The sequence below is a fragment of the Shewanella sp. 4t3-1-2LB genome (assembly GCF_017368415.1).
Classification (GTDB): domain Bacteria; phylum Pseudomonadota; class Gammaproteobacteria; order Enterobacterales; family Shewanellaceae; genus Shewanella; species Shewanella fodinae.
The window spans coordinates 1-22,250 of the sequence record NZ_JAFNJD010000047.1 but is presented as its reverse complement, the minus strand read 5'-3'; the positions used below and the strand labels follow the sequence as shown (position 1 = coordinate 22,250).

At 48.1% G+C, this 22,250-nt stretch carries 21 protein-coding genes; 7 read left to right on the top strand and 14 right to left on the bottom strand.

The features are described 5' to 3' along the window. Nucleotides 1-68: 68 nt before the first annotated feature. The 4 genes from ispG to J3L11_RS15575 are packed head-to-tail and all read right to left on the bottom strand — an operon-like array spanning nt 69 to nt 4,188. Complete coding sequence (gene ispG, locus J3L11_RS15590) at nt 69-1,181, bottom strand: flavodoxin-dependent (E)-4-hydroxy-3-methylbut-2-enyl-diphosphate synthase (RefSeq protein WP_207571608.1); 1,113 nt, start codon at nt 1,179-1,181, stop codon at nt 69-71. A 60-nt stretch (nt 1,182-1,241) separates the two neighbouring features. Beyond that, nucleotides 1,242-2,249, bottom strand: coding sequence for a cytoskeleton protein RodZ (gene rodZ / locus J3L11_RS15585; RefSeq protein ID WP_207571607.1), 1,008 nt, complete (start codon nt 2,247-2,249; stop codon nt 1,242-1,244). Next, the gene (gene pilW / locus J3L11_RS15580; RefSeq protein WP_207571606.1) at nt 2,249-3,034 is read right to left on the bottom strand and encodes a type IV pilus biogenesis/stability protein PilW; all 786 of its coding nucleotides are present in this window, start codon (nt 3,032-3,034) and stop codon (nt 2,249-2,251) included. Before pilW ends, rodZ begins: the two co-directional genes overlap by 1 nt. A 32-nt stretch (nt 3,035-3,066) precedes the next feature. Continuing rightward, a complete protein-coding gene (locus J3L11_RS15575) occupies nt 3,067-4,188 on the bottom strand; it encodes a bifunctional tRNA (adenosine(37)-C2)-methyltransferase TrmG/ribosomal RNA large subunit methyltransferase RlmN (protein ID WP_189618943.1) in 1,122 nt (373 codons plus the stop codon). Nucleotides 4,189-4,387: 199 nt separating this feature from the next. On the opposite strand from J3L11_RS15575, the gene J3L11_RS15570 reads away from it, so the two are divergent. Both J3L11_RS15570 and J3L11_RS15565 read left to right on the top strand, forming a co-directional pair. Further along, nucleotides 4,388-5,461: a CNNM domain-containing protein gene (locus J3L11_RS15570; protein ID WP_207571605.1), complete on the top strand. Its 1,074-nt coding sequence runs from the start codon at nt 4,388-4,390 to the stop codon at nt 5,459-5,461. A 98-nt stretch (nt 5,462-5,559) separates the two neighbouring features. Next, the gene (locus tag J3L11_RS15565; RefSeq protein WP_207571604.1) at nt 5,560-7,305 is read left to right on the top strand and encodes a bifunctional metallophosphatase/5'-nucleotidase; all 1,746 of its coding nucleotides are present in this window, start codon (nt 5,560-5,562) and stop codon (nt 7,303-7,305) included. Here the strand turns inward: J3L11_RS15565 and J3L11_RS15560 are convergent. After that, entirely contained in the window at nt 7,302-8,207 is a 906-nt protein-coding gene (locus J3L11_RS15560) for a LysR family transcriptional regulator (RefSeq protein WP_207571603.1), read from the bottom strand. The two genes, J3L11_RS15565 and J3L11_RS15560, sit on opposite strands and share 4 nt — an antisense overlap. Nucleotides 8,208-8,355: 148 nt before the next feature. On the opposite strand from J3L11_RS15560, the gene J3L11_RS15555 reads away from it, so the two are divergent. Both J3L11_RS15555 and J3L11_RS15550 read left to right on the top strand, forming a co-directional pair. Then, entirely contained in the window at nt 8,356-8,796 is a 441-nt protein-coding gene (locus tag J3L11_RS15555) for a DoxX family protein (protein WP_133039925.1), read from the top strand. A 16-nt stretch (nt 8,797-8,812) separates the two neighbouring features. Further along, a complete protein-coding gene (locus J3L11_RS15550) occupies nt 8,813-9,502 on the top strand; it encodes a pirin family protein (protein WP_207571602.1) in 690 nt (229 codons plus the stop codon). 41 nt (nt 9,503-9,543) lie between these two features. Here J3L11_RS15550 and J3L11_RS15545 read toward each other — a convergent pair whose 3' ends face one another. From J3L11_RS15545 to J3L11_RS15520, 6 genes are all read right to left on the bottom strand, one after another. Further along, on the bottom strand, nt 9,544-10,065 hold the full coding sequence (locus tag J3L11_RS15545) for a GNAT family N-acetyltransferase (RefSeq protein ID WP_207571601.1): 522 nt from the start codon (nt 10,063-10,065) through the stop codon (nt 9,544-9,546). 147 nt (nt 10,066-10,212) lie between these two features. Further along, nucleotides 10,213-11,502 (bottom strand): cytochrome c, encoded by a 1,290-nt coding sequence (locus J3L11_RS15540; RefSeq protein ID WP_207571600.1) that lies wholly within the window; start codon nt 11,500-11,502, stop codon nt 10,213-10,215. A gap of 10 nt (nt 11,503-11,512) precedes the next feature. Continuing rightward, nucleotides 11,513-13,285: a GMC family oxidoreductase gene (locus tag J3L11_RS15535; protein ID WP_207571599.1), complete on the bottom strand. Its 1,773-nt coding sequence runs from the start codon at nt 13,283-13,285 to the stop codon at nt 11,513-11,515. A 2-nt stretch (nt 13,286-13,287) separates the two neighbouring features. Next, nucleotides 13,288-13,992: a gluconate 2-dehydrogenase subunit 3 family protein gene (locus tag J3L11_RS15530; RefSeq protein WP_189618951.1), complete on the bottom strand. Its 705-nt coding sequence runs from the start codon at nt 13,990-13,992 to the stop codon at nt 13,288-13,290. A gap of 577 nt (nt 13,993-14,569) precedes the next feature. Continuing rightward, nucleotides 14,570-14,872, bottom strand: a complete 303-nt coding sequence (locus tag J3L11_RS15525; RefSeq protein ID WP_133039930.1) for an NrfJ — start codon at nt 14,870-14,872, stop codon at nt 14,570-14,572. Nucleotides 14,873-14,967: 95 nt separating this feature from the next. Beyond that, nucleotides 14,968-15,177 carry a DUF3820 family protein gene (locus tag J3L11_RS15520; RefSeq protein WP_189618952.1) on the bottom strand — a complete coding sequence of 70 codons (210 nt, stop codon included), beginning with the start codon at nt 15,175-15,177 and terminating at the stop codon, nt 14,968-14,970. A gap of 458 nt (nt 15,178-15,635) precedes the next feature. Here J3L11_RS15520 and J3L11_RS15515 point away from each other — a divergent pair, with 458 nt between their 5' ends. The 3 genes from J3L11_RS15515 (at nt 15,636) to J3L11_RS15505 (ending at nt 17,451) form a co-directional block, all read left to right on the top strand. Further along, complete coding sequence (locus tag J3L11_RS15515; RefSeq protein ID WP_189618978.1) at nt 15,636-16,379, top strand: AAA family ATPase; 744 nt, start codon at nt 15,636-15,638, stop codon at nt 16,377-16,379. Beyond that, nucleotides 16,339-16,743 carry a hypothetical protein gene (locus J3L11_RS15510; protein ID WP_207571598.1) on the top strand — a complete coding sequence of 135 codons (405 nt, stop codon included), beginning with the start codon at nt 16,339-16,341 and terminating at the stop codon, nt 16,741-16,743. Before J3L11_RS15515 ends, J3L11_RS15510 begins: the two co-directional genes overlap by 41 nt. Before the next feature lie 177 nt (nt 16,744-16,920). After that, the gene (locus tag J3L11_RS15505) at nt 16,921-17,451 is read left to right on the top strand and encodes a nuclear transport factor 2 family protein (protein WP_207571597.1); all 531 of its coding nucleotides are present in this window, start codon (nt 16,921-16,923) and stop codon (nt 17,449-17,451) included. Here the strand turns inward: J3L11_RS15505 and J3L11_RS15500 are convergent. From J3L11_RS15500 to aceB, 3 genes are all read right to left on the bottom strand, one after another. After that, on the bottom strand, nt 17,438-18,886 hold the full coding sequence (locus J3L11_RS15500) for an HDOD domain-containing protein (protein ID WP_347566518.1): 1,449 nt from the start codon (nt 18,884-18,886) through the stop codon (nt 17,438-17,440). The genes J3L11_RS15505 and J3L11_RS15500 overlap by 14 nt on opposite strands. A 169-nt stretch (nt 18,887-19,055) precedes the next feature. Beyond that, entirely contained in the window at nt 19,056-20,378 is a 1,323-nt protein-coding gene (gene aceA / locus J3L11_RS15495) for an isocitrate lyase (RefSeq protein WP_207571596.1), read from the bottom strand. 80 nt (nt 20,379-20,458) lie between these two features. Further along, the gene (aceB, locus tag J3L11_RS15490) at nt 20,459-22,081 is read right to left on the bottom strand and encodes a malate synthase A (protein ID WP_207571595.1); all 1,623 of its coding nucleotides are present in this window, start codon (nt 22,079-22,081) and stop codon (nt 20,459-20,461) included. Nucleotides 22,082-22,250 lie beyond the last annotated feature (169 nt).

Here is a 22,250-nt window from a genome sequence, read left to right as displayed (position 1 = left end):
GCCAGCATTATAAGCGGTTCAGCGATGATCGCCAAACCGCCGGATGACGCGTGGCTCACACTGCGGAATTATTCCTCTGCTTTGACATTAATGCGTTGGGCGAGCATCGCTGCTTTAGCACGAATTCTAGCTTCCAAGGCATCGACCAGATCTGTATTGTCAAGGCGTTCTTTCTGCCGCACGCCATCTTCGTACAAGCCACTCTTATTGTGACCGCCAGCGAGGCCGAGATCAGACACTAAGGCTTCACCGGGCCCGTTAACCACACAGCCAATAATAGACACATCCATTGCTGTGGTGACATCTTCCAGACGCTGCTCAAGTGCATTCACCGTATTAATCACATCAAATTCTTGGCGAGAGCAGGAAGGACAGGCAATAAAATTAATACCGCGGGAACGAATACGTAAAGATTTGAGGATATCAAAACCCACTTTGATCTCTTCTACGGGATCTGCGGCCAGCGATACACGAATAGTGTCACCGATGCCTTCCGCCAGCAGCATCCCCAAACCAACGGCAGACTTCACGGCACCAGAGCGAGCACCACCCGCTTCAGTAATTCCTAGATGCAACGGCTGTTTAATCTGCTGTGCCAGCAATCGATAAGAAGCCACCGCGAGAAAAACATCAGAAGCTTTCACTGACACTTTGAACTGTTCGAAATTGAGCCGATCGAGAATGTCGACATGGCGCATTGCCGATTCCACCAAGGCTTCTGGCGTTGGTTCACCATATTTGTCCATCAGTTCTTTTTCAAGACTACCGCCGTTGACGCCGATACGAATTGGGATATTTTTATCGCGGGCGGTCTCCACTACTTGGCGGATACGTTCCTCATTGCCGATATTCCCTGGATTAATTCGCAGACAATCGGCGCCATATTCCGCAACCTTCAGCGCAATCCGGTAATCAAAATGAATATCGGCCACCAAGGGTACATTGGTCTGCTGTTTGATTAACTTGAACGCTTCAGCTGCATCCATGGTCGGCACCGAAACGCGCACAATATCGGCCCCAACACGTTCGAGGGCATGAATTTGCTTGAGTGTAGCGTCAACATCCGTAGTGCGGGTGTTGGTCATCGACTGCACGGCGATAGGGGCACCATCACCAATAGGCACTTTTCCAACATAGATACGAGTTGACGGGCGGCGTTTGATAGGCGATTCAGTGTACATCGTATTCTGCTCTGTCTCTTAATCTGACCGAATTACGACCAGCATAAATTCTTGGGTATTTCAGGCTTGCGGGAGAGTCAGTCGGGCAACCCGACCAACAGGAAAACGGGCAAGGTCAACCGCCATCCCATTAAAGCTAAGGCTGACGCTTTGCGGGGCTCCCAGTACTAGACTGATAGGTGCTTTACCACTAACAGCAATGCTCTTGCCCGCAGATTTAAGGCCATCCACCAGCGTATTACCATCGGCATCGGTAGCCTTAATCCAACAATCCCCTTGTAAGACAATATCCAGTTTCGCATTTAGAGCTGTGTCGGGGACGGTTGTATCACTATTAGTAGTATCGGTTGGCGTAACTTGGGCGGCTGGTGGTGAAAGTTTATCCGTTGGTGTGTCAGCTTCTGCTGTTGGCGTTACTGAGGTTCCGGTCACCGGTGCCTGAACGCCGTTACCCTGAACGCCAGCGTCATTACTCGCAACTGTCATACCAGGATTTTCTATCGGGGTATCTTCCGCTTTGGGACCATTACTATCACTAGCATTCACTGTCGCCGCTTGCTGGTCAGCAGTTGTTGCAGCCAAGTCTGACTCTGGTTGCAGCTCTTCCACCGTTGGTTTAGAGAAAGTCCCAGTGACATCGGCAGGTTTCTGTAACCACCACAGCACCAATAATGCTAGTGACACAATGACGATCAGATACGTTACGATCATCAACCAATTATCACGATTTTTCTGGGTTGTCTTACGGGAAAAACTCTGCATCACCGGGGCGGTAATAACTGGCACCTGTCGCGATAAGCAAGCCTCGATACATTGGGAGTCAACTTCCAGAAATCGCGCATAGTTGCGGACATACCCACGCACATAGGTGCTAGATGCTATATTGCAAAATTCGTCGTTTTCAATATCCGCTACAATGGATGCCCGCAGGTGCAACCTCGCAGCAACGTCCTGCTGACTGAGTCCTTTGTTCTCGCGTGCATGTCGCAATATTGTGCCGAGCGTTTCCTCATGCTCGGTCGCGTGTTTGTCATCATCCTTGCTGACATCGTCATTAATATCTGTCATCAGTGCATACTTGCCCGGTATTCTTTTGCTTGGGGGGAACTGGGAAATTTAGCCAATAGCAGCACGCCATATCGTTTGGCGGCTTCAATATTGTTCAACCCATGCTCAATTTTTATTGCTAGCGCTAAACTGAGAGCCGAATCGACAGCAACTTTATGATAACGCTCAAGTTGCAGCTTTGCAGCCTGAAAATCCTGTTGTTCCAGTGCTATTTCCATCAGTTCCAGTAGCGACACCTGTCTGGTTGGCTCATACTTTAACGCCATCTCAAAATACTGTCTCGCTTTTTCTAACTCCCCCGCTTTATGCTGACAAAGACCAAGGTTTTCGTATGTTGAAGCGGTACGAGTGTATTTAGAATTGCCGATAGCACGGAGAAACATTTTTTCTGATTTGGCGTACTTACCATTCTGACACAGAAATACCCCAAAGTTATTGGCAGCATCGCCGGTAGCGTTACTGGAATTGACGGCCCGTTCGTAAGTGTCCTCAGCTTTCTGTGTCTCACCAACGGTCTGATAGTAATAAGCCATGGCGACATTAACCTCTTCCAATTCAGGGGCATACCCCATGGCTTTATCTAAATTGAATTTTGCTTGCTCACTATTGCCATTCTTAAGATAAGTGAGTCCGAGTTGTATGCGCTCTAAAGCCGCCGCGTTTCTATCAAATTTGTGTTCAACCACCGGAATATCGGTACCCGCATAGGTCTTTTCCGTCACACATCCAGGCAGCGAAGTGCACATGGCTGCCAGCATCGCCAAACCCCACACTCCTTGCTTCATTGGCAAACCCTTTGATGTTGACAAACAATACGTTAACTCATTGTGACCGATATTTGGTTTTGTTGCATGCGTTTTTTTGTCAAACGCTTAGTACGGTCACGAATGTCACCAGCTAACTGACCACAAGCCGCATCAATGTCATCGCCGCGGGTTTTTCGGACAATAACGGTTAATCCATACTCCATTAATACTTTGGCAAACCGATCAATACGTGAATTTGAAGAACGGCCATAAGGCGAACCTGGATAAGGGTTGAACGGGATCAGGTTAACCTTACAGGGCGTATCTTTCATCAGTTCGGCAAGTTCATGGGCCTGTTCCGTGCTGTCATTGATATGATCCAACATCACGTACTCAACGGTTACGCGGCCACGGTTGGCGTTGGATTTACCAATGTAACGGCTAATGCCCGCCAGAAACTCTTTTAACGGATATTTCTTGTTGATAGGCACCAATTCGTTTCGCAACTCATCGTTTGGCGCGTGAATGCTAACCGCCAATGCCACATCTAACACATCACCGAGTTTATCCAGCGCCGGTACTACCCCAGATGTTGAAACGGTGACCCGCCGTTTGGACAATCCAAAGCCAAAATCGTCCAGCATGATATCCAGTGCAGGCACCAGGTTAGCCATATTGAGTAAAGGTTCTCCCATACCCATCATCACAATATTGGAGATGGGTCGATCACCCGTTTCATACTTAAGCCCAAGAAAACGCGAGACACGCCAAATTTGCCCAACAATTTCGCCGACGGTGAGATTGCGGTTGAAGCCCTGTTGAGCAGTCGAACAAAAGGTACATTCCAAGGCACAGCCGACCTGCGATGACACACATAGCGTCGCCCGGTCATCTTCTGGGATATACACCGTTTCCACTTCCTGCCCTTCACCCACATTGATAGCAAACTTGATGGTGCCATCGGCAGATTTCTGGTAACCAGAAATCTGTGGCGCCACAATTTCACATTTAGCGCTCAGTTTGGCGCGCAGGTGCTTGTTGATATTGCTCATCTGTTCGAAATCATCAATGCCGTAGTGGTATATCCACTGCATGACCTGATCGGCGCGGAATGGCTTTTCACCCAATTCGGCGAATAACGCACGCATCGCTTTACGATCAAGATCCAGCAAATTGATCTTTTTTTCGTCCATTTGATTTACCTCACAGCAAAACCCGCAACAGGGCGGCGAATTATACAGATCACCGTTGATTTTAGCCAGAGACGGCACCAAATAACCAACACTATTACAACCCCAATAGATAGCAACACAATTAAGTTCTGTTAAAGTTAACTATGGTTAACTTATGCCTTCTAATTATGTCTCCTAGGGAGAACTGGTTCCCTATTCTATGTTTGCTTTAGTCATTACGGTGTTGGTTGCTATCAGCATCTCGTTTCTGTGCAGCGTCTTTGAAGCGGTGCTGTTGTCTGTTACCCCCAGCTATATCGCAAACCTGCGAAACTCGGCACCTCAGGCAGCAAAACGGCTTGAACAACAAAAGCAGCAGGTGGAGTCGCCACTGGTGGCGATTTTGACCCTTAATACCATTGCCCACACCGTTGGCGCGGCGGTAGCAGGCGCTCAAGCGGCACATCTGTTCGGTGATGAGATGTTAGGGGTATTTTCCGGGGTGCTGACGTTCCTTATTTTGTTCTTTTCCGAGATCATTCCAAAAACCCTTGGGGCTAACTACTGGCGTAGTCTGGCCCCCACGGTATCGTTGATGCTACTGTGGATGGAGCGGCTATGCCTGCCACTGATCTGGGCCTCTAATAAGGTCACCAAACTTTTTGGCAAAGGTGACTCAGGCCAATATATCCGTCAGGAAATCAGTGCGATGGCTAAAATTGGAGTGGAATCCGGAGAATTGGACCGTCAGGAAAGTAAGATCCTGACGCAAATGATGAAGGCCCGCGATATGCCAGCAAGTGCAATTATGACACCGCGAACCGTGATGTTTACGCTACCTGCATCAATGAGCCAACAAGAATTCGTGCGCGAAAATCTGTATAAACCCTTCACGCGTATTCCGGTATATCAGGATGATCACGACAATATCATAGGTTACATCAACCGTACCGATGTCCTATTAGCAGAGCGTTATACTCCGCAAGCGCCGATAGGCGATATCAAGCGTCAACTGCTGGTGGTGCCAGATTCGGCGCGGATCCTGCCGCTGTTTGAGCTCATGATAAAACGCAACACCCAAATCGCTATGGTCGTTGACGAATATGGCAGTACGCGCGGATTAGTGTCGCTGGAAGATATTATTGAGTCGCTGTTGGGATTAGAAATAGTTGATCTCAACGACCCGGCCATTGATATGCAGCAGTTGGCACGCCAATTGTGGGAAAAACGGATGCAGGACAAAGGTATTCGCTTGTCTGAAGACAATGCAGCGCCAGAATCTCCGCATCGGTGATTAACGCTCTTGTACAATCCAGAGTAAGGAGCCACCCAAACGGCCCTTGTGCTGTCAGACGTCAGGTGTACAATCTCTGTTTGGTTTCAGAGGATGTTATGACTTACCGTTTAACGCTCGCACATATCAACGATACTCACTCCCATTTTGATCCCAGTCTGGTGCAGTTCAAAGTACAACTGCAGCATGGACAGTTTACCCTCGCCTGTCACAGTGGTGGCTACAGCCGTATTGCCGCACAAGTGGCGAAACTGCGACAACAAGCTCAAGAACAGCAGCGGCAGATGCTGTTTCTGCATGCAGGTGACAGCTTTCACGGCACACTGTTTTACAGCAAATTTAATGGTCGAGCCAACGCGCGACTGCTGGAATTACTGCAGCCGGATGCGATGACGATTGGTAATCATGATATTGATGATGGCAATGCGGTATTGGCAGATTTTATCCGCACCGTCTCGTTTCCGGTGATGGCGGCCAATATGGACATTAGCCATGAAGTGGCGAAGAAAAATGGCAGTTTCCGAGGACTGGAAAATCTCTACGCCTGGGATGAACAAGCGGGTATTGGTCGCTATCTGTTACGGGAGTTTTATGGTCGTCAGCTGGCGATTATCGGCATCACACTCGATCAAATGAAAAAAGTGGCAAGGCCGGATCCAGATACTGAGTTCCTTGACGCCATCGCCACCACCAAAGCCACGGTTCAGCATCTGAAGCGGCATGGCGTTGACCATATCCTATTACTGAGCCACCTTGGCATAGAGCAGGATAAACAACTTGCGGCGGAAATTGCGGAGATCAGTCTGATTATCGGTGGACACACTCATACGCTGATGGGTGATTTTGCTGACTTAGGGCTTCCGTGCATGCCCTATGCGACAGCAGTAAACGGAATTCCGATTATCCATGCAGGCAAGCACGCTGAAACGCTGGGCATTGCAGATATTGAGTTTGATGAACAAGGTCGAGTAACGCAGCTCCAAGGTTCTAGCCATTTTATGCTGGATCGCCACTTTATGTTAAGCGGCGAAACCACGGCATCCGAACACGATTATAGGGAAGCACAAGAGCGCCTAACGAGCCACACCGGCATTTTGTGGGATGAGCAGGATGCGCAGATAAATCAGGTAATCGATACTGAATTTCGGCCCGCCATCAGCAACATGGAACAGCAAGTACTGGCATTCTTGCCAAAAACCTTACTGCACACACGCCTGCCAAGTCGCAGCTTGCCTCACGGCAGTGAAATTGCACCATGGGTCAGTCAGAGTATGTTTTTGGCGGCGAAAACCCAAGACCCACGAGTGAATTTTGCCTTGCATAATGCTGGTGGCGTGCGCCAATCGCTGGTCCAAGGGCAGATCACACTGGCGGATGTGATGGGAAGATTGCTGCCGTTCGAATTACCACTGGTCAAATACGAAATTGCTGGCGATGCATTGTTTCGCGTCTTGGAATCCGCCATCAATGCCGCCACCAACAACAGTGTCATTGGCACCGGCGCGGGCAGTTTTCCTTATACCTACGGATTACGCTATTTCTATGATGGCCGACTGGCCCTTGGACAACGATTGTTCCGATTGGAACTACTAAGCCCACTCGGCGGTTGGCAACCGCTGCAACGAGATGACTTTTATGTGGGCGTATCTACCAGCTATACCGCCAGCGGCAAAGAAGGCTACGATGCACTACTAGAGGCACGCTGGCAGCAAGCATTGCCGGAAGTCACCTTGCCGAGTGCGTTTATTCAGCTGTTACAGCAATCACCTACATTTGATCCCCAATTACCACCTACGGTGTACTATACCAGCCACCTAGCGGAAATGGCTGACGGTAAACGTTAAGTTGCTAAGCCAGTTAACCAGGTTTGTTGCTGTAAATGTTGCACAAACCAGCTGAGCGCTTTACCACTTTCGCCTTTGCGCCAGGCCATATACATAGGCAAAGGTGGCCTGGGTAACGCTACGTTACGTACGACCAAGGTTCCGTCCTCTAGTTGCTGGCGGATCAGGTGTAAGGGTAAGAAGCCCACTCCGGTTCCCTGCTGTTGCAGACGCACTTTATCGGTCATGGATGAAACGCGGATCTGCTGGCGACTGGCGAAAATACCACTGGAGCGCTGCAATAATGACTGCGAGCTGTCGGAAACGACAATTGACGGGAATTGTAGCAAGGCGTCAGCAGGGATCTCTGCACTGTGTTGCGCCAAAGGATGTTGTGGTGCGACCGCAAACACAAACGCCACTTCACCCAAAGGGCATAGTTCATATTGTCCTCGCGGTAACTCACCGGAAACCCCAATAGCAATATCGGCACGTCCAGAATAGAGTGCGTCCCAACCGCCACCCAGCACCTCTTTGGAAAGACTGATAGTAACCTGCTTACCAAGATCCGTGAACGCCGCCACCGTCTTCATCAAGGGTTCATCCGGCAAAATACTGTCCAGAGCCAACGCAATACTGGTTTCCCAGCCGGTCTCCAGTTGCCGCACGGCGTCTTCCAGCCTGGCCGTGGCGGCCAAAATTTCCCGCCCCTGCGTCAGCACTAACTGACCCACTGCCGTCAGTTGCGCACGGGTGCCCTTACGTTCAAATAATCTGCTGCCGAGATCATGCTCCAACTTTTGTACCGTATAAGTTAACGCCGAAGGCACCCGAAAAAGCGACTCGGCTGCCGCCGCGAAACTGCCCTTTTTATCGATGGCGTCCAATACCTTAAGCGCATCAAGATTGATTGCAGGGTGCATAAAATTTCCAATATTCAAATTTTTTGAAATTTAACTTCAAAATGTTCCGATTTTCAAGTGCCACTGTACTAACTAAACTTGCTTTCAACGATGGGGAGTTCCCCAAATCCTGACGTAAACAGGATTCAAATTTACTGAGGAAAGCATCATGAAAAAACTTATCGCAAAGCTCGTTAACAACAATGCTGGATACGCTCCACTGATTATGCGCGTTCCCGTTGGCTTAACGCTGATGGCCCATGGTAGTCAAAAACTGTTTGGCATGTTTGGTGGTTACGGGTTGGAAGGAACTGGTCAATGGATGGCATCCATTGGACTGACCCCAGGATACCTGATGGCATTGCTGGCCGGCTCAGGCGAATTCTTTGGTGGTCTGTTGCTGTTATTGGGTCTGTTATTACGTCCAGCAGCCGCAGTAGTTGCGTTCACTATGTTGGTAGCGCTGTTTACCGTGCATATACACAACGGGCTGTTCATGGCCAATAACGGTTACGAATACGCGCTGACACTGGCCGCTATCGCCGTCTCACTGGTGATATCGGGTGCAGGTAAAGTGTCGCTGGACAATATTATCGCTCGTAAAGTTTAACCAGGAGGAACCCCTGATGATCAACGTAAGAAAAGCATCTGAACGTGGCCAGGCCGATTTTGGCTGGCTCCAGAGCCGTCATACCTTCTCATTTGGTAACTACTATGACCCACGTTATATGGGCGTATCCGCCCTACGAGTGATTAACGATGACAGAGTAATACCTGGGCAAGGATTTGCGACGCACGGGCACCGGGATATGGAGATCATCAGTTATGTTATCTCTGGCACTATTGCTCACAAAGACAGCTACGGCCATGTGAAAGATCTGCCCGCAGGAGAATTTCAGTTGATGTCTGCCGGCAGTGGCATTTATCACAGTGAGTACAATCCTTCAGCAACTGAGCCACTGCACTTTTTGCAAATCTGGATCCAGCCGGCAACCACCGGCGGCCAACCAGAATATCAGCAGAAAGCCTTTGAACAGACTGAAGCGCTCACCGCTGTGATTACCCCAGATGGTAGAGACGGCACACTGCGGATAAAACAGGATGCCACCGTATATCGTCTGCAACTAGCAGATGCTGAACAGCTGACATTGCCACTGACCAACAGCCGCACACTGTACTTGCAACTGATTAAGGGCGAGCTAACACTGAATGGCACCCAGCTCAATGTAGGCGATGGCGTCAGTGTCACTGATGAACAATTACTGTCAATGCAAGCTAGTGAAGCGGTTGAGGCGTTGGTATTTGACTTACCTTAAGTGCTCACATCAATGCAAAAAACCGGCGATTGCCGGTTTTTTCATGTTCGGCTGGTAGCAGTACTTTCGACAATAGGACAATACATTAGAAAGCTGGTGAGTTGCTGGCCAGATTTTTCCTGATAACAACGATGGTGACTGCGAAACCCTTGGCGCTCAAACACCGTCTTAGATTGCATCGACGCATGGGTGCTGAGTCGTGGAAACGCCTGTTGTTGCGCCCATTGTTTTACTACCGTGATCAGCTGTGCCGCTACTCCTCGGCGCTGCCATGCCGGTAGTACATATAAACAGCTGATGTAACCCAACTCACCATACTGACGTTCAACCTGCACAAAGCCAATGCATCGGCCACCACTATCTAACGCCAGCCACGCCGTACTATGGCGTAAACGCAATTGCCAATATTTATCTGAACGAGGCGCACGCGACCAAGCATGACACTGGGCGGCGGAATAAAAGCCCCCAGCGAGAGCTTGTACGGCCTGATGATAGACTTGCGAGACTTCTGCGGCTAAATGCCGATGGTGTGCATGAGAATAGGGAACCAGGGTTGTCGCCATCCAGCGCAAACCTCAATAAAGGTGGTAAACGCGTTGATTCTTGCTGCTACACTCCACAAACGCAAGCGGTTTTCAGCATCGACATCGGAATGCTCTGCCGCCATAAAGAAAGCCACCATTTAGGTGGCTTTCTAGCGGAGGATCTTTTTATGGACGAGTAGCATTCATAACCGATTGAGGAATAGTTTGCCGCAATTTGGCAACCTCTTCCGCTGTCACAGCTGGCGCCTGATTATTCCAGGCATGGCGTACAAACGTCAGTAACTGCGCCACTTCATCATCATTCAGCCGCCAACCAAATGCTGGCATAGCCAACGCTTCTGGAGCTCCTTTGGTCGAAGGTAAACGCGCCCCGGCTAACACCACATGAATTAAACCACTGGGGTCTTCATCATTAACCAGTGCATTGCCATCCAATTTCGGAAATACCCGTGCAGCCCCCTGCCCTTCAGTAAAATGACAAGCACTACAGTTATCAAGATACAACCGCGCCCCAGAGTTAATGCCTACTTTAGCGCTGTTGAGTTCATCGCTGGTTTTCTTGGTCGCTGCCGCTGTCATGGCTAGAGCCTTACCATCTCCTGGCAGCGATTTCAGATAATCGGCAATTGCGGCTAGATCCTCCTGAGTCAAATAACTCAGACTATGAGTAATCACTGAGGTCATTTCACCAGCAACGGCAGTGGTGTTATTACGGCCATTGGCAAGATAGTCGATAATTTCGGCTTTACTCCAGTTTGCCAAAGCGCCTTTATCACCACCTCTGAGGCTAGGAGCCTCCCAGATCCCCACTTTACCGCCACTCAGGAAACTAGCATCAGACTCATCATAGCTTTTTTCCTGGAAGGCTATGCCGCGAGGACTATGGCAACTACCACAGTGACCTAAACCTTGTACCAGATAGGCGCCACGATTGAAGTTATCGGACTTAGAAGGTTGCGGTTGATAGGCTTTATCGTTAGCAAACATCCAGTTCCAAAAACTAATCCCCCAACGCTGATTAAATGGAAAACTTAATGCGGTTGTCGGCGCTTGTTGATCAACAGCGGCCACACCTTCCATAAAATAAGCGTACAGAGCTTTAACGTCATCCGCAGTCAACATGGCATAATCTGGATAAGGCATTGCCGGATACAAATTACTGCCATCCGCACGTTTACCATGTCTCAACGCCGCATCAAATTGCGCCAACGTGTAGTTGCCAATTCCAGCAGTCTTACTCGGGGTAATATTGGTGGAATAAATTTTGCCAAACGGGCTGTCAATTGCCAAACCACCCGCAAATGGCGCGCCATTTGGGATAGAGTGGCAAGCAATACAGTCCCCTGCGCGGGAAAGATACTCGCCTTTTTCGATGGTTGCTTTATCAAAAGCTTGTGCTGCAGTTGTCGCGAACAGGGCCAACGGCAACAGCATCATAATCAGATTGCGTTTCATCTGCAGCTCCTCACGCTTGTACCAATGGACCTGGATGTTTCAGGTATTGCTCTTTAATTGCTTTGGCTGACCAGTACGCCAAGGCACCAACCAGCATGGTCGGGTTGTACTGCAGGTTCTGCGGAAATGAACTTGATCCCAGCACAAAGACGTTATGGACATCCCAACTTTGCTGATAACGATTGAGCACACTGGTTTTAGGATCGGTGCCCATAATCGCACCGCCTACATTATGAGTGGTCTGATATGGACGGACATCGTAGTGAGTCCCGATGTCTTTAAATGATACCTTCAGAAAATCGGGGTTAAGTCCCTTTGCCAACGCTGTCACTTTGTGTTTCATAAACTGGGTCATACGCAGATCATTTTCTTTCCAGTCAAAGGTTAAGCGCAGTAACGGCAAGCCATGATCGTCTTTGTAGTTGGGATCTAAACTCAAATAACAATCACGGTAAGACATATTGGAACCATGAGAGCTAATACTCATGGAATGGCCGTAGTAATCTTTGGCGGCTTTTTTCCAGCCGGCACCCCAGCTTGGCGCTCCTGGAGGTAATGGCAGGCTGTGAATAGGCTGTCCATTGGTTTGAGCCGCTAACAAATAGGAGCCACCAATAAAGCCTTCTTTGGCAAAATCAATCTGGTTGATGGCAAAGTCATCAACGGTAGTGGCATTGCTACCAGCACCAATGAATGGGTTAAACACTTTGTCCTTAAAGAACAGTGTTGCACCACCCATCATCTGATAAGCGTAGTTGCGTCCGACAGTACCTGTGTTGGAAACCGGATCATAAGGCTGGCCGATGCCAGACAGCAATAATAAGCGGACATTGTTGTAGGCAAAGGTACCGACCACCACTAACTTGGCCGGTTGAAATACTTCCTCACCATTGCCATCTATATAGGTAACCCCGGTGGCAGTCTTCTTATCATCACTCAGATTGACCTTGATGACTTCACATCCGGTGCGGTAAGCAAAATTCTTATGTTGTTTCAACGCCCCCAGAATAGAGGTTTGCGGGGAGGCTTTAGAGTAATTAATACAACCATATCTTTCACAGAAACCACAGAAATTACATGGGCCTAACTGCATACCATAAGGATTGGTATAGGCTTCTGACGCATTGGATGACGGCAACGGGAAAGGATGTAGTCCTTGCGCCTTGGCGGCGTCAGAAAACATGGTATCGTTTAGTGTACGTTTCAGTGGTGGCAACGGGTATTCGCTACTGCGAGGCCCCTCAAACGGATTACCACCTTCCTGGATTTTGCCGTTGATGTTACCGGCTTTTCCAGACACCCCTAGTACTTTGTCAAAGAAATCAAAGTGTGGTTCCAGCTCTTCATAGCTGACGCCATAATCCTGAATAGTCATGTCCTTTGGAATAATATTTTTGCCGAAGGTATCCTCAACATAACTACGCAAATGCAACTCTTCTGGCATGGGGCGCCAGGTATGACCGTTCCAGTGAGTACCCGCACCGCCCACGCCATCACCAGGTAGGAAAGAGCCTAAATGTCGATAGGGTACGGCAGTTTCCACCAAACTATGGCGCACTGTAATGGTACTTTTAGCAGGTTTCGCCATCAGCTTGTAACGAACCCCATAGGTCAACTCATCAGCCATTTTGGGGTAAGCAAAATCTGGCACGGTATCGCGATCTTCACCGCGCTCAAGCGCCAGCACATTCAAACCTTCTTGAGCTAACTCTATGCCCATAATGGCATTGGTCCAGCCCAGCCCTACTAACACAACATCTACTGGTTGTTCTTGCCGAGACATGATTACCCCCTATCGCCATTGATACTGACAGGCCCCATTGGATAAGGGACATTGTGCAAATCTACCCATTCTAGGTATGATGCGCGGGCACCAGGAAAACCAATCATTTTCCATGCGGCCATATCTTTGTTACCGCCATGAATAGGATCAGCGAAATAACCTTCTTTGGTGTTCTGCAACAGAAAATCAAAGAACTGTTTCGCACTCACATCGGTAAGCGCTACCTGTCCTGATTGCAGTTGCGTTAACAATGCATCCTGTTGTTCCGCTGATAAATCAGCAAAGACTTTACCGAATGTTTTCTGGCAGTAGGCATCCGTTGCTGCAATGCCCTTCTGATAGGTTTGCGCAGGAGTTAGCGGTGATTGGTATCCCAGTTCAGCCGGGGCTTCCAGAAATGGCCCTTTCATATACCAGTCTTTCGCCTGACCAAAATCGCCTTGTAACTGCCGATCAATGAAGAGCGGAACATTGGCCTGTAATGCCCCGGGGCCGTTATCGTCGGCGGGGATCAACCGATCACAAGCGGCCAACACAAAATGCCACTCTGCTTCGTTGAAAAAAACCGGCTTATATTGCGACAGTTCGGGTGCTGTGCTGGCATTTGCTGACAGCATTACGCCGCTGCCAAGGGCTGAAGCGGAGATAACCCACATCGCACCTTTCATAAAACGGCGACGGGAATCATCGGTATGATTTGAATCCATAGGAACTCCTGCATATCCTGATACGACCTCGCATCTGCCTGCATACATCAGGCAAACGCTCTGTCGGCAGTCGTGCGGCAGAAACAGGGTTCCGTCGGTAGTTACGGCTTAATCCGTCTATACAGAGCAGCGAAAAAACGTTTGTCTGACCAAACAGGGTCAATGCTGCGTTAAGCACTACATTTGAGTAAGAGAAAGGGACTTTTCCTATAACCTACAGTGTATAGAAAAAGAGACCCTAGGCTTTACTGGTGAAAAAGATGATCTAGTTCAAGAAAATAAAAACCGGGGTCGTCTGCTTTCTTGATGTTATATAGTGCTGCTGTATTATCTGTTGCATCTTGGGGTAGGTGCAACCTACAGCAGTATGAAATTATGTTATTCAGTTATTTCCCAAAACGAATAGCCGCACGAAACCATAAGTGACAGTTGATTAATCGGCATCCCCAGTCATTTCACGGTATATCCCTCAGTATTCCGCAAGGTATCAAGGCGGCGGTATATTCCAGATAAAAAAACACCCGACAATCGTGGAAGCATTATTGCCGGGTGTGTTGGAATTTTTTACTCAAGCGCATTATTTTTTGGCAATTTCGCCTACAAACATCAGCTTGTCAAAAGTACGCTTCAGTGTCTTGCTGGTAAAGTTAGTCATCCACATCTGTTCAACGACTTGCACTTTATCGCCTTTATCCACTTTTACCTGTGGACCGGCTGCCCAGAAGGTATTATCACCTTCTTTTACCTGAACATAGGTATAGCCACCGCTATCCATTGTGTCCAGCACAGTGCCTTCATGTACTTTACCCATTGCCCATGCGGATACAGAAATACCGAGGACCATAGCGGCAGCTGCCAGAATTTTTGCCAGTTTTACCATGTGAATCAATTCCTGTTGTCAATAAAACTACTTGTTATTAAAGCACGGCTTACATCATAAATCACTAATAGGGGTCACACTTTTATTGCACGCTGCTATTTCAACAACGGACGCAGCATCGCTTCCAAACCGTTGAGTTTGACTTCATAAACTAATGCCAGCTGTTGCCCCAATTTACCAGCAGGAAAACCCTCACGATGAAACCACACTAAGTATGGCTCAGGCAGCTCCAGTAATTTTCGTCCGGCATACTTGCCAAAGGGCATGACTTGGTTGATCGCTTCCAGCAGCTCTTGTTGCACCATTAAGTCCTCTTTATGCACCTGCATTTTTCCGCAGAATAATCACGCCGCGGTAATTTGTGTTCTTTTGCAGCTAGCAGATAGTGCTACATATATAATATTTTATTACTTATATTTAAATTTTTATTCCACATTTTAGTAATTAGTTAAGATTTACGCGACAGGAATAGCAACTCATCTGCTCTGATACGGCTTTATGACACTGTCAAACTATCTAACAAATTGATTTTAATGGATTAGATAGCGACCCTCCGATGATTTTATCACCGTGCCATATTTACGACATCAATATTATATTCGCCAAAATAATGGCATGTAGAAAATATATATTTCCAATATAAATCATACAGTTGACTGAAAAATATTTACATTTAACATTACTATTCTCAACCCAAACATATTGCCTTTAATGGCCACGTTTCCACAGCGCAACCCGTTCAAACACAGGTAAGGATTTCATCATGATCATACTGGTCGGCGGAGAAAAAGGTGGTAGCGGCAAAAGTTGTATCGCCCAAAATATCGCGGTGTTTTTAGCAAGGGACTGTGGTGCAGCGGTCATTATGGTCGATTGCGATCCACAGCGTACCACGTCTGACTGGATCCAGGCACGTAACCAACATGTAGAGTTAACCAGTATCAATTGCGTGCAACTTTACGGAAAAATCCGTCATGATCTGCTGAGTCTGGAACAACACTATGATGTCGTCATCGTGGACTGCGGTGGTCAGGATAACCTCGCCTTACGTGCCACAATGTCCGTAGCGTCCCATGTTTTGATGCCACTGCGTCCGAAACGCCGCGACCTCAAAACGGTCAACCATATGGATGATGTGGTTGCCACCTGCATGATGATCAACCCAAAGATGCAGGCGTCATTTGTTATCACCCAATGCCCTAACCTTCCCAGTCAGGCAAGCCGTATTACCGAGGCCAAGGAAGTCTGTCGCACTTACGGTATTAATGTGCTGGAAAATGTCACGTATAGCCGCAATATCTACGACGACAGTGAAGAATCAGGTCGCTCTGTCATGGAAATAGAACCCAAGGGCAAAGCGGCTGACGAAATCCGTAGCATTGCTTGTGAGATGCTACAAGCTAGCAGCGCCGGCGAGTTGCGTAAACGATTTATGAATTTAAAAGTCAATGCTATGGGAGTGCAGTATGGGTCTGGCAGATCTGAAGAAAAACGCTACGCAATGTGAGCCACATCGTCATGCGCAGCCCCAGCGTCCATCTATTGATGAGTTTATCGAGGATGCCATTTTTTATGCCCTTGGCAAAGAGCGTCATACCGAGCAACGCCATGCTATTGCTAAGACCAGTAATATCATTAAGTTGCATTGTCATTTTGCTGAATCAATCGGTGGGTCACAGGCTTCTTCGCCACAATCTCCCTTGAAGCGGGCAACCTTCACTTTGGGTCATCCGACGATTGAGCAACTGTCACAACTGTCTGCCGAAGCGGAGGTGTCTAAGTCCCGCATGCTGAGATTTTTGACAAGTTATTTCGACAACCTGAGTTCCCAACAACGTAAGTTTCTTTATCAGCAGTTTATGGTTGATTAGTTCCCTTGTTCTTCCTGAGTTCATACTAACTCCTACCCAGTTGCTGACAGATCAAACAAATGATGTTTGCTGTCAGCTTTTTTTTATCTACTGTTTTACCGTCAGCCAACACATTAACCACTAGCGTCCCAATGTTAATAAGCCTAAAATATTGTTAAAAATCCTCCGATAAACATTATGTTGAATTTACAAAAACTGACAAAGACACTGTTGCTCAGTACCATTCTTCACAGTGGGCTTTGCCTCCAAGTCGTGTATGCAGACGAACCGACAGCCCTTAATCAGGTATCTCGCAATCCACAAACCGCCAAAGCCGATGCAGTGCTTAACATGCTGCACCTGAGTGCAGCTGCTGCCGATTGGGACAGTTATTTCAGCTTATTTACCGAAGATGCCGGGTTTATTGGCACGGATATTACCGAACACTGGACAATGGCTGATTTCCAACGTTATGCCCGCAGCAGTAACGGATGGAGTTATGAAACACAGTCCCGCACGCTGGTGCGTCATGGTGATGTCGTTGTGTTTGATGAGATCTTAGATAATAAAAACTATGGGTTATGCCGTGGTACTGGCACGCTGATTCTTACCGAGGATGGTTGGAAGATACTGCAATATCATATGAGTTTCCCCATACCCAATGCCTTGGCCCCGCGCATTACAGACCAAATAAAAGTGTTCCGTAAAAAGGCGGTTAAGACCCCCTAAACGCCAGAGATAAACAGAGATTAGCCAGTTGAGCGACATGGGTAAAACTGTCAAAGTCTTGCTGGCTGATCTCTCTGCCAGTCGTTTGACGATCAGCGTAAAAAATCCCGATTGTTTTGTTTTCTACCCGCAGTGGCGCCACCAGATAGCCATTTACCGGTAACTGCTGTTGCAATATATCTCCCACAGGCAATGTTTCAGAGTCTTTACCCTGCCAACATGCCTGTTGTTTCTCAAGGCAGGATTTCAACATTATGGCGTCTTCATTCAGTTCCAACACAAAGCTCTGCTTCATCTGCTCGGCGTTATCACCTAAGGTAATTCTGGGTTGCAGGCGTTTACGATTAGGTGATAACAGCAACACGGCGCAGCGATCCAGCCCTAACCCATCCAACAAACCTTGTAATGCTGTGAGGATGACCTGATTAAAATCGGGTTTATCCTGAGCAAGTAAGGTGAGCTGTCTGAGTTTTTCTAACAAGATGCTGACATCGGCCACTCTTGGTACAAGTTGCGGTGACGGAGCCAACTGTGCCAGCGTCTCGCGTTTGGGCAGATGTTGCAGCAGCACTTTAGCGCCATAATCAATTGAAAGTCGCCTGGTGGCTTCAAGGCAGAGCTGTATACGTTGTTGAAATTCGGTGATTGGTAATGCCATCAGTTCGGCACATTGCCGCAACCGTCGCTGTAATTCCTCTGGCGACGCATCACTGTCGCTCATCACATCGCTAAGTTTATTGGCAAGAAAAATCGTACGAACTTCCGGTGTCCGCTCATCAGGGTTAAGTAGCGATTTCATCAATAACTCACCAAGCCCCCAACTCCGGGCGAGTCCCTGTGTAAGTTGATTAAAAGACAGCCCCAAATAGTCGCGGGAGACCTGTAAGCGACTGATATTGTCGTCGCAGTTTGTCAGCAAACCATCCAATTCCTCTGCGGGTTGCCCGGCAACACTCCAAAAAGCACTTTCACCAAGGTGATATAGCAACGAGGCAATAAATGCTTCCTCCTGGAGCTCCTCACCATAATCCGCCAACATCATTTTAGTCAGCATCGCTGACTGGAATGAATGCGCCATTAGTTTCAACAGCCGTTGATAAACCGCTGGCGACATATTTTTGTTTTCCAGTAGGCTCGTCAGCAGCTTAGCCGTGATGCAGATATTACGGATAACATCGAAACCGAGTACTACGGCAGCTCGGCTAAGTGTAGTGACTTGACTGATACCTTTGTTGTAAATAGCACTATTGGCAACACGCAGCACGCGAGAGGTTAACGCATTGTCATGCATGATGCTGCGCCCCAGCACCGCCATTGATGACACCTCATCTTTAGCGAGCTGCTCTAACGTGCGGATCATTGAGCCCAGTGCTGGCATTTCCTGCTCACTGATGCGACGCACCCAGTAATCTGCGCCAGGAAAATTTGTCTTCAATAAGATTGACCTTTGGGTTACGACTATTCAGTAACCACTGCCGTGGGTTACGTTTATTAAACATAACTCACCTCGAGCATATTTACATTATTGCAACATAATTTTCCTAGGCTTTGGGTTTATGTGCATAAAAAACGGCGCTAATGCGCCGTTAAATTAGCGGATGCTCTTAGAACTGCGCTTCCTCTGTCGACCCGGTTAATGCAGTCACAGAAGACATTCCGCCCTGAATGATATTGGTCACTCTATCGAAGTACCCTGTACCAACTTCCTGTTGATGTGCCACAAAGGTATAGCCTTTTTCTGCGGCAGCGAATTCAGGTTGTTGCACTTTCTCTACATAATGTTTCATCCCTTCACCACGAGCATACTCGTAGGCAAGATCGAACATGTTGAACCACATGTTATGGATACCCGCCAGTGTGATGAACTGGTACTTGTACCCCATATCCGACAATTCCTGCTGAAAACGAGCAATGGTGGCATCATCGAGATTCTTCTTCCAGTTGAACGATGGCGAGCAGTTGTAAGCCAACAGCTTGCCAGGGAACTTAGCGTGAATAGCCTCTGCAAAACGACGGGCTTCCTCCAGATCCGGTTTAGCTGTTTCACACCACACTAAGTCGGCGTATGGGCAATAGGCTAAACCGCGGGAGATCGCTTGGTCGAGCCCGGCACGGACCCGGTAAAAACCTTCGGAAGTGCGCTCACCGGTAATGAAATCACCATCGTATGGGTCACAATCAGAAGTCAGCAAATCTGCAGCATTGGCATCAGTGCGTGCAATAACCAAGGTGTCCACACCTGAAACATCAGCTGCCAAACGCGCTGCCACCAGTTTTTGCACCGCTTCCTGAGTCGGGACTAATACTTTACCGCCCATATGCCCACACTTTTTCACAGATGCTAACTGATCTTCAAAGTGTACCCCTGCTGCTCCGGCCTCAATCATCGACTTCATCAGTTCGTAAGCATTCAAGACACCACCAAATCCAGCTTCAGCGTCAGCAATAATTGGCAAAAAATAATCTGTATAAGCGGCATCATTGGTATCAATTCCTTGACTCCATTGGATCTGGTCCGCGCGGCGAAACGCATTATTGATCCTTGAGACAACGGCAGGTACCGAGTTAGCCGGATATAAGGACTGATCTGGGTACATGGTACTGGCAAGGTTAGCATCCGCAGCAACCTGCCAACCTGAAAGGTAAATCGCTTCTATGCCCGCTTTAGCTTGTTGTACTGCCTGCCCTCCGGTTAGGGCTCCCAGCGAATTAACATATCCCTTGCGAGCCGCGCCATTGACTAACGACCACAGTTTGGCTGCCCCCATTTTGGCAAGCGTGTTCTCTGGAACCACAGAGCCTCTTAATGCCACCACTTCCTCTGCACTATAAGGTCTACGCACACTAGCCCAACGAGGATTTTCTGCCCAGTCCTGTTTCAGGGCAGCAATTTGCGCCTGACGATTCATTTGGCTTGCCTCAGTCATTTTCACACTCCTTACAAGTTACCCATCGGCTGCACAGCCGACGGCTACATTTACGGGCTGAGCCCAGTCAATTGAATAAATTACGTATTAAGCAGCCGATACCCCGGCAGTGTTAAGAAATCCACCAACTCATCTGCCGTAGTAATCTCCTCGAGTAACGATGCCGCCTGAATGAAACGTCCTTGGGTATAACGCTGTTCACCCACTTCTCGTTTTACTGCGGCCAATTCATCGGTGAGCATGTTGCGAAATAGCGCCTTCGTTACTAATTTGCCATTGCTCAAAGACTTGCCGTGGCGGATCCATTGCCAAATGGAAGTACGGCTGATCTCTGCTGTCGCTGCGTCTTCCATCAAGCCATAAATAGGCACACAGCCGTTACCACCAATCCAGGCTTCGATGTACTGCAGCGCTATACGGATATTCAGACGCATGCCTTCTTCAGTACGACTGCCATCACAAGGTGCCAGCAATTCAGAGGCAAGGATTGGCGCATCGACATCCCGCGTAATATGCAGCTGGTTTGATCGTTCTTTGCCGATATATTCATCGAATATCTCTAGCGCAATCTGGGCAAGACCGGGATGAGCAATCCAGGTGCCATCGTGACCATTTCGAGCTTCCAGCTCTTTGTCTGCCCGTACCCGTTGCAGCACCTTGGCATTGACTTCTGGATCTTTGGCCGGAATAAATGCCGCCATACCGCCCATTGCCAGCGCACCGCGTTTATGACAGGTTTTGATCAACAATCGCGAATAAGCACTGAGGAATGGTTTATCCATGCCCACCTGCTGACGATCGGGCAAAACTCTGTCCGGATGATTTTTCAATGTTTTGATATAGCTGAAGATGTAGTCCCATCGGCCGCAGTTGAGCGCCACGATATTCGAACGCAATTCATAGAGAATTTCGTCCATTTCAAACACTGCAGGTAAGGTTTCAATCAGACATGTACATTTAATTGTGCCCGGCTGCAGGCAAAACCGTTCCTCTACAAATGCGAATACCTTGGCCCACCAACGGGCCTCAAGATGACTTTCCAATTTCGGGATATAGAAATATGGACCACTGCCCTTTGCCAACAGTTGGCGGTAGTTATGGAAAAAATAGAGAGCAAAATCAAACAGGCAACCTGGGATAGCTTTACCGTTAAACCATACGTGATCTTCAGGAAGGTGCAGGCCTCTTACGCGGGCAACCAACACCGCTGGAGTATCACACAGCTGGTAATGTTTACCGGTGTCAGGCGCGGTGTATTCAATTTCCCCTCTGACAGCATCCTGCAAATTCACCTGCCCCTGGATCAACTTTTCCCAACTAGGAGCCAGCGAATCTTCAAAGTCCGCCATAAACACTTTCACACCCGCATTGAGTGCGTTAATGATCATCTTGCGGTCCACCGGCCCAGTAATTTCTACCCGGCGATCTTGCAAGTCTTTGGGAATACCCAGAATTTGCCAATCTCCGTCTCTGATTGACTGAGTTTCTGGTAGAAAGTCAGGAAGTGTCCCCATATCGATTGTTTGCTGACGCTTTTTACGGCGAGCCAGCAAGCTATCAACTTCATCGGCAAACTGCCCACACAATGCCTGTAATAACGCGCAGGCTCCTTCCGTTAATACCCGCTCTTGCCCGGCAATCGGATTGGCTTTTATTTCCAAATTGCCAGCAGTAGTGAGTGGACGTTCAGCGGTCTGTTGCATTGACAACCTCCAAGTTTAAAAAATTCATAGTCACACAACTTTCATATGTTCTTTTAAGACCACAACCTATAGACAAAAAATAAACAATGCAATAGTCAAAAAGTCATAAAACGATGTGATTTTAGTCATAAAAATTGGTATGACCAAAACCATAAATTTAATTTAATAT

Coding starts and splice junctions, on each gene's coding strand:
- J3L11_RS15535 (WP_207571599.1), bottom strand. CDS start 13,285: ATGTCTCGGCAAGAACAACCAGTAGATGTTGTGTTAGTAGGGCTGGGC.
- ispG (WP_207571608.1), bottom strand. CDS start 1,181: ATGTACACTGAATCGCCTATCAAACGCCGCCCGTCAACTCGTATCTAT.
- J3L11_RS15565 (WP_207571604.1), top strand. CDS start 5,560: ATGACTTACCGTTTAACGCTCGCACATATCAACGATACTCACTCCCAT.
- J3L11_RS15505 (WP_207571597.1), top strand. CDS start 16,921: ATGTTGAATTTACAAAAACTGACAAAGACACTGTTGCTCAGTACCATT.
- J3L11_RS15530 (WP_189618951.1), bottom strand. CDS start 13,992: ATGGATTCAAATCATACCGATGATTCCCGTCGCCGTTTTATGAAAGGT.
- J3L11_RS15570 (WP_207571605.1), top strand. CDS start 4,388: ATGTTTGCTTTAGTCATTACGGTGTTGGTTGCTATCAGCATCTCGTTT.
- aceA (WP_207571596.1), bottom strand. CDS start 20,378: ATGACTGAGGCAAGCCAAATGAATCGTCAGGCGCAAATTGCTGCCCTG.
- J3L11_RS15560 (WP_207571603.1), bottom strand. CDS start 8,207: ATGCACCCTGCAATCAATCTTGATGCGCTTAAGGTATTGGACGCCATC.
- J3L11_RS15550 (WP_207571602.1), top strand. CDS start 8,813: ATGATCAACGTAAGAAAAGCATCTGAACGTGGCCAGGCCGATTTTGGC.
- J3L11_RS15510 (WP_207571598.1), top strand. CDS start 16,339: ATGGGTCTGGCAGATCTGAAGAAAAACGCTACGCAATGTGAGCCACAT.
- J3L11_RS15520 (WP_189618952.1), bottom strand. CDS start 15,177: ATGGTGCAACAAGAGCTGCTGGAAGCGATCAACCAAGTCATGCCCTTT.
- J3L11_RS15555 (WP_133039925.1), top strand. CDS start 8,356: ATGAAAAAACTTATCGCAAAGCTCGTTAACAACAATGCTGGATACGCT.
- J3L11_RS15575 (WP_189618943.1), bottom strand. CDS start 4,188: ATGGACGAAAAAAAGATCAATTTGCTGGATCTTGATCGTAAAGCGATG.
- J3L11_RS15515 (WP_189618978.1), top strand. CDS start 15,636: ATGATCATACTGGTCGGCGGAGAAAAAGGTGGTAGCGGCAAAAGTTGT.
- pilW (WP_207571606.1), bottom strand. CDS start 3,034: ATGAAGCAAGGAGTGTGGGGTTTGGCGATGCTGGCAGCCATGTGCACT.
- J3L11_RS15545 (WP_207571601.1), bottom strand. CDS start 10,065: ATGGCGACAACCCTGGTTCCCTATTCTCATGCACACCATCGGCATTTA.
- J3L11_RS15540 (WP_207571600.1), bottom strand. CDS start 11,502: ATGAAACGCAATCTGATTATGATGCTGTTGCCGTTGGCCCTGTTCGCG.
- rodZ (WP_207571607.1), bottom strand. CDS start 2,249: ATGACAGATATTAATGACGATGTCAGCAAGGATGATGACAAACACGCG.
- aceB (WP_207571595.1), bottom strand. CDS start 22,081: ATGCAACAGACCGCTGAACGTCCACTCACTACTGCTGGCAATTTGGAA.
- J3L11_RS15525 (WP_133039930.1), bottom strand. CDS start 14,872: ATGGTAAAACTGGCAAAAATTCTGGCAGCTGCCGCTATGGTCCTCGGT.